Origin of the sequence: Saccharopolyspora hordei (assembly GCF_013410345.1) — a bacterium.
Classification (GTDB): Bacteria; Actinomycetota; Actinomycetes; order Mycobacteriales; family Pseudonocardiaceae; genus Saccharopolyspora; species Saccharopolyspora hordei.
On record NZ_JACCFJ010000001.1, the window covers coordinates 5,777,666 to 5,783,988 of the forward strand.

Below are 6,323 nucleotides of genomic sequence, written 5' to 3' on the forward strand. Positions count from 1 at the left end.
CAATCGCCCGCTGCTCACCGCGGCGGCGTCAGCGGGGCCAGCGCGGTGGGGCGCACCGCGCCTGCGGCGGCCGAGCCGAGCAGCAAGTCGGCCAGGTCGTGGGGCGGCGACTTCTCGTCGGTCGGCGTCGCCGTCGCGATCCGGTCCAGCCGGAAGCCCCGGCCAGCTCGCCGCTCGCGGCACCAGGCGATGAGGTACCAGCTGCCGCCAGCGGTGAGCAGCCCGGCGGGTTCCACCGCGCGATCGCTCCTCCGCCCCGATTCGTCTACGTAGGACAGCAGCAGCACCGTGCCGGTGGTGAGGGCGTGTTCCACTGCGGACCGGACCGATCCGGCGGTCCGGTCCGGCAGCGCGACGATCCGCGCGGCGAGCCCCTGCGCCGCATCGGCCGCGGGGCCGGTCATCGAGGCTGCGATCTTCTGAGCTGCTGTGCGAGCCGCGTCGGCGTAGGGAGCGTCGGCGACCGCGAGCGCCGCGACCAGCGCCGAGGCCTCGTCGGCGGTGAAGCGGATCGACGGAAGCGTCATCGCCGGATCGATCGACCAGCCCCCCGCCACGCCCGGACGTGGTGCGCACCGGGAGGCCCGTCTCCAGCAACGCCTGGAGATCGCGCTGCACAGTGCGGGTGCTGACCTCGAACCGCGCCGCGAGGGAAGCCACGGTCAGCGGTCGCGGGGCCGCCGCGCGCAACTCCTCCACCAGCGCGTAGAGCCGATCAGTCCGGTTCACGGGCTCGACGCTACGCGCCCGCCAGGAAGTCCCGCTCGCGCTGCTTCTCCCGCTCGGTGATGGTCAACGGGAACAGGGTGAAACCGTGCATCGCGCCTGCGACGACGCCGAGCTGCACGGGCGCCGGCCACCGCGCCGCGAGGAAGAGCGAGTCGTCCAGCAGCGGGTCTTCGGTGCCGACCACGATCCGGGCGGGCGGCAGCCCGGTCAGGTCGGCGAACAGCGGCGAGATCTCCGGGTCGCGGCGGGCTTCCGGCCCCATCCCCGGTGTGAAGAGCTCGTAGCTGCGCCGCAGCGAGTCGGTGTTGCTCAGCAGCGGCCGGGAACCGAACGAGCGCTGACTCGGTGTCATCGACAGGTCGTACGGGCCGAAGGTCAGCTGGGCCGCCTGGTACGCGCCGGTGATGCCGTGCCGGTCGCGGAGGCGCAGCAGCGTCAGGACGCTCAGGTGGGCCCCGGCCGATTCACCGCCGATCAGCAGTCTTCGGGTACCGAACTCGGTGGCGGCGTGGTCCACCAGCCACCGGGCGACGGCTTCGCAGTCGTCGGGCCCGGCCGGGAAGGGATTCTCCGGCGCCAAGCGGTATTCCACGCTCACCACGGCCAACCGCGCCTCGACGGCCAGCTGCCACAACTTCTCGTCCTGCCCGTCCGCCGTGCCGAACACCCAGCCGCCGCCGTGGATGTGCAGGTACACGCCGTCGACGCGGTCCGGCACGAACGCCCGGACCGGCACACCCGCGACGACGCGGTCCTGCCCCTGCGGCAGGCGCACCGGCGGCGCGTCACCGCCGACCCGGTTGCGCCGCAGGAGTTCCAGCGACTTCGGCACCTCGCCGCGAGACGCCTCGAACCGGTCGTTGAACGCCGAGGTCTCGGCGAGGCAGTCCGCATCAGTGATCGTCATGCGCCGACGGTCGCACTCGCGCGCGACACCCCCGTGTCACCCTTCGCAGGTGAACTGGATCACGGGAGGGTGTTGCGGGCGGTGCGGTGAGTGGTGGGGAGTGCGCACCGCCCGCAACGCTCGTGGTCAGGGCAGGTCGCGGCGTGCCGCTCGCGCTGCGCTGACCAGGTTCTCCAGGGCCGGTTCGACCTCCGCGTAGCCCCGGGTCTTCAGACCGCAGTCCGGGTTGACCCACAGGCGGTCCGCGGGCACCGAGCGCAGGGCCGCGCGGAGCAGGTCGGTCATCTCCGCCGCGTCCGGCACGCGCGGCGAGTGGATGTCGTACACCCCCGGCCCCACGCCCCGGGCGAAGCCGACCGCGTTGAGGTCGTCGAGCACCTCCATCCGGGAGCGGGCGGCTTCGATGCTGGTGACGTCGGCGTCCAGCGCGACGATCGCGTCGATCACGTCGCCGAACTCCGAGTAGCACAGGTGGGTGTGGATCTGGGTGGAGTCGGCGACCCCGGAGGTGGCCAGGCGGAACGCCGACACCGCCCACCGCAGGTACGGCCCGTGCTCGGCCGCGCGCAGCGGCAGGAGTTCGCGCAGCGCGGGCTCGTCGACCTGGATCACCCGGATACCGGCCGCTTCGAGGTCCTGCACCTCGTCGCGGATGGCCATCGCGACCTGCGCGGCGGTGTCCGCCAGCGGCTGGTCGTCGCGGACGAACGACCAGGCCAGGATGGTGACCGGCCCGGTGAGCATGCCCTTGACCGGCTTCGCGGTGAGCTTCTGCGCGCAGGTCGCCCACTCCACCGTCATCGGTGCGGGCCGGAACACGTCGCCGTAGAGGATCGGCGGCCGCACGCACCGGGACCCGTAGGACTGCACCCAGCCGTTCGCGGTGCTGATGAACCCGTCCAGGTGCTCGGCGAAGTACTGCACCATGTCGTTGCGCTCCGGTTCGCCGTGCACCAGCACGTCGAGCCCGATCGCTTCCTGCAGCTCGACCACGCGCCGGATCTCGTCGCGCATCCGCTGGTGGTAGCTGGCCCGGTCGATGCGCCCGGCCCGGAACGCCGCGCGCGCCTTGCGGACGTCGCTGGTCTGCGGGAACGAACCGATCGTCGTGGTGGGCAGCGGCGGCAGCTTCAGGGACTTCTGCTGCGCCTCCCGCCGCTTCCGGTAGTCGCCGCGCTGCGAGTGCTCGGGTCGCAGCGAATCGAGCCGGGCGCGGACGCGGTTGTTGCGCACGCGCGCCGCCCCGGCCCGGTCGGCGATGGCGGCGCGGGCAGCGTCGAGCTCGTCGGCCACCGAGTCCCGGCCGTCCTTCAGCGCGCGCCCGAGCACGACGACCTCGCGGACCTTCTGCGCGGCGAAGGCCAGCCAGGACTTGATCTGCGGGTCGATGTCCTCGGTCTCGACGTCGTAGGGCACGTGCAGCAGCGAGCACGAGGTGCTCACGGCGACCTCTCCGGCCAGCCCCAGCAGCGTGGCCGCCGTGGTGAGCGCGCGGTCCAGGTCGGTGCGCCAGACGTTGCGCCCGTCCACGAGCCCGGCCACCAGCGTCTTGTCCCGCAGCCCCGGCACCCCGGACAGCGAATCCACAGCGGACGGCTCGGTCACCAGGTCCGCGCCGATCGCCTCCACCGGGGTGGCCGCCAGCACCCGCAGCGCCTCGCCGAAGTCGCCGAAGTACCCCGCCACCAGCAGTTCCGGCCGCGCGGACAACCCGCCCAGCTGCCGGTAGGCGTCGCCGAGCGCCTGCAGCTGCTCAGGCGTGCGGTCCGCGGCGAAGGCGGGCTCGTCGAGCTGCACCCACTCGGCCCCGGCGCGGTGCAGCTCGCGCAGCAGCTCGGCGTAGGCGTCGAGCAGTTCGGGCAGCTTGTCCAACGGGCGGAAGGGTTCCGGCGCGCCCGGCGCCGGTTTGGCCAGCAGCAGGAAGGTCAGCGGACCGACCAGCACCGGGCGCGTGGTCACCCCGGCCTCCAGCGCCTCGCGGTACTGCTCGACGGGCGTGCGGTCGGCCAGCGAGAACCGCGTGTCCGGGCCGATCTCCGGCACCAGGTAGTGGTAGTTGGTGTCGAACCACTTCGTCATCTCCAGCGGCGGCACCGCGGAAGCGCCGCGCGCCATCGCGAAGTAGGTGTCCAGCGGCCCGAGCCCCAGTTCGGCGTAGCGCGGCGGCACCGCGCCGAAGGTGACCGCGGTGTCGAGCACCTGGTCGTAGTAGGAGAACGTGTTGCCGGGCACCGAGTCCAGCCCGGCGTCGCGCAGCTGCCGCCAGGTGTCGATGCGCAACTCCCGGGCGGTTTCGCGCAGTTCCGCTTCGGTGGAGCGGTCGGCCCAGTAGCTCTCCAGCGCGCGCTTCAGCTCCCGCTTCGGCCCGATCCGGGGATATCCGAGCGCGGTCGATCCGATCTTGCCGGTCAAGTCCCTCACCTCGCGAGCTCGACATCAGGTGTGCCGAGGTCGTGCGGGCGCGGGCCAGCGGGCAGGCAGCAGCCGCTCGTCGGCCAGGTCCTCCCGCGAGACCTCGGACCGCGCCCACCGGTCGGCGGGCGCACCGGTGGCAGGTCTTCGGACTCGCGGGCGTTCTCCTGCTCGGAGGCTCCTACTGGCCGTCGCTTCCCAGGCCCTCCGGCCCAGTGCTCGATGACGGCGGTCGTTCCCGCTCACCGCTGCGGGGCAGTCCCGGATTCGCACCGGGTTCCCTCTTGCCTCGCCCACCCCCCGCAGGGGGCGGACGAACCACCAGCACGGCCAAGGCTATCGACCAGGACCCCGTTGGCAAGGCCCGTCCGACGTCCGGCCCCCGGCCACGGCCGGTGAAGTCGATCTACGCCGCGCTGAGATCCGCCCCACACCCGAACGGCCGAGATCACGTACAGCGGGGAAATCGAGAGGCCAATTGCGTTCTTCGACGGTGCCGCTGAGTTCGTCCGCCCGTTCTCACCCAGCGCCTCCAGCGCCACATCGCGCAATTCGTACCCAGCGTGGGGTGGTGGGCCGGGCGCGGGGAGGGGCGACGCCCGGCCCACCGGGGAGGTCCGGTGCCCGCGAGGTCGGGGGCAATCGGGCACCGGACCAGTTCAGGGGTCCGACCGGAGGCGGTGACGGCCGGTGGAGGCGGCTTCGCGTTGTCGCTCGGTCTCGACCTCCTCGATCAGCTGCCAGACGTTCAGCGCCCCATCACCAGCACCGCCGTGCTGCGCCCGCAGCGGGGGGATCAGCAGCATGCTCGCGATCAGCACGTTGACAAGCACCAGCGTGCTCACCTGAAGCCAGAACATCCCTGGTCACCCCTTGTTCGCTGAAGGTCGTGCTTGTGCAGGTCAGGTGTCGTGAGTGCGTAAACCGGCTCCAGCCGGTCTTTGCACTCACGACCACCGGGCGCTGATCCGCCGCCAGCAGTCCATGCAGGTGTCCTCGCGGATCCACTCCGACTCCGGCGCAAGCCGCTGCACCTGCCACGCCCCCCCGCAAAGTCGAAGATCAGAAAGATCGAGCTCGGGGACGTGCCGACCAAACGGGCCGAGCTCGACGCCTTGCTGCGGTTCTACGAGGCGTCGCAGGAGGACATCGACGAGATCAAAACCCTTGCGAAGGGCGCAAATCAGCGTGGCTGGTGGCAGGCCTGCCGCGGTGCAGTGCCGCGATGGTTCCGGCGTTACGTCGGTCTGGAATCAGCCGCAGTGGAGATCCGAACCTTCGAAACGGAGCTCATCCCAGGTCTGCTCCAAACGGAGTCCTACACAACCGCGATCATCGAGGCGCTGAACCCTGAACTCTCCGGCGAAGAACGCGACCGCCAAGTGAAGGTCCGAGCGGAGCGGCAAACGAGGCTCCTGCACGGTGGTCAAACTCGCCTGCTGGCAGTCGTGAGCGAGGGCGCGATCCGGCGCATGGTCGGCGGGCCGGAGGTCATGCGCGAGCAGCTCCGCTTCCTGCTCGAAGTCAGGGGGCCAGCGAAGCTCGAAGTCCAGGTCATTCCGAACGATGCTGGAGCACACCCGGCAACCGGGTTTCCGTTCGTCCTGCTCAGGTTTCCTAACGACGTGGCGCCGACACTCGCCCACACGGAAAGCCTCACGTCTGCCGCCTATCACGATCGCCAAGCCGACGTCGACACCTATACCCTCACGTTTGACCGCCTGCGGGCCGCAGCCCTGAGTCCCTCAGCCAGTGCAGCCCTGCTGGAGCAGGTGGTCAGCGAGTTGGAGAGTGTCTGACGAAAGGCGCGCGGCATGCACGGGTTAGACCGCGCCATCTGGCGTAAGAGCAGCCGGAGCGGAGGCAACGGCGGCAACTGCGTCGAGGTCGGGTTCGGCTTTGACGCAGTTGGGATTCGGGACACCAAGGATCGCGATGGTGGGCACTTAGCCGTCGCTCCCGGCCAGTGGCAGGCTTTCCTACGCCACGTCAAGGACGGCGTACTCGACCGGTAACGGCTGAAGGGCACCCCCGACCAGCGGTCGGAGGTGCCCTTCAACGTGAGAACTCCCCGTCAGGACACGACGTGGGGGCGCTCCTCGGCGAAGTGGCACGCCGAGGGGTGGTCGCCCAGGCGGACCTCCAGCTGCGGGACCTCCTCCGCACAGCGGTCCTGGGCCTTCCAGCAGCGGGTGCGGAAGCGGCAGCCCGAGGGCGGGTTCGCCGGGCTCGGCACGTCGCCGGTCAGGCGGATGACCTCGCGCTTGCCGCGCAG

General features: G+C 71.1%; 7 protein-coding genes, 1 pseudogene and 1 riboswitch. Of the genes and pseudogenes, 2 read left to right on the plus strand and 6 right to left on the minus strand.

Translation table 11 applies throughout. From position 1 onward, the window contains the following. Positions 1–14 precede the first annotated feature (14 nt). The 5 genes and pseudogenes from HNR68_RS26405 to HNR68_RS26420 all read right to left on the minus strand — a co-directional run bounded on the left by HNR68_RS26405 (position 15) and on the right by HNR68_RS26420 (position 4,893). The gene (locus HNR68_RS26405) at positions 15–527 is read right to left on the minus strand and encodes a helix-turn-helix transcriptional regulator (RefSeq protein ID WP_218888435.1); all 513 of its coding nucleotides are present in this window, start codon (positions 525–527) and stop codon (positions 15–17) included. Positions 528–564: 37 nt separating this feature from the next. Further along, a pseudogene (locus HNR68_RS27755) lies at positions 565–729 on the minus strand (HTH domain-containing protein); the annotation flags it as partial. A 10-nt stretch (positions 730–739) separates the two neighbouring features. After that, positions 740–1,636: an alpha/beta hydrolase gene (locus HNR68_RS26410; RefSeq protein WP_179724422.1), complete on the minus strand. Its 897-nt coding sequence runs from the start codon at positions 1,634–1,636 to the stop codon at positions 740–742. Positions 1,637–1,762: 126 nt separating this feature from the next. Beyond that, a complete protein-coding gene (gene metE, locus HNR68_RS26415; RefSeq protein ID WP_179724423.1) occupies positions 1,763–4,048 on the minus strand; it encodes a 5-methyltetrahydropteroyltriglutamate--homocysteine S-methyltransferase in 2,286 nt (761 codons plus the stop codon). A 121-nt stretch (positions 4,049–4,169) separates the two neighbouring features. Then, positions 4,170–4,386: riboswitch (cobalamin riboswitch) on the minus strand. A gap of 321 nt (positions 4,387–4,707) precedes the next feature. Continuing rightward, the gene (locus tag HNR68_RS26420; RefSeq protein ID WP_343050425.1) at positions 4,708–4,893 is read right to left on the minus strand and encodes a hypothetical protein; all 186 of its coding nucleotides are present in this window, start codon (positions 4,891–4,893) and stop codon (positions 4,708–4,710) included. Between the two features lie 240 nt (positions 4,894–5,133). Between HNR68_RS26420 and HNR68_RS26425 the strand changes: the two genes are divergently transcribed. Both HNR68_RS26425 and HNR68_RS26430 read left to right on the plus strand, forming a co-directional pair. Next, positions 5,134–5,847, plus strand: a complete 714-nt coding sequence (locus tag HNR68_RS26425; RefSeq protein ID WP_179724428.1) for a DUF5753 domain-containing protein — start codon at positions 5,134–5,136, stop codon at positions 5,845–5,847. 15 nt (positions 5,848–5,862) lie between these two features. Beyond that, positions 5,863–6,063 carry a DUF397 domain-containing protein gene (locus tag HNR68_RS26430; RefSeq protein ID WP_179724435.1) on the plus strand — a complete coding sequence of 67 codons (201 nt, stop codon included), beginning with the start codon at positions 5,863–5,865 and terminating at the stop codon, positions 6,061–6,063. Positions 6,064–6,122: 59 nt separating this feature from the next. Here the strand turns inward: HNR68_RS26430 and HNR68_RS26435 are convergent. Further along, the coding region (locus tag HNR68_RS26435) for an oligopeptide/dipeptide ABC transporter ATP-binding protein (RefSeq protein ID WP_343050426.1) at positions 6,123–6,323 on the minus strand (201 nt) is incomplete at its 5' end.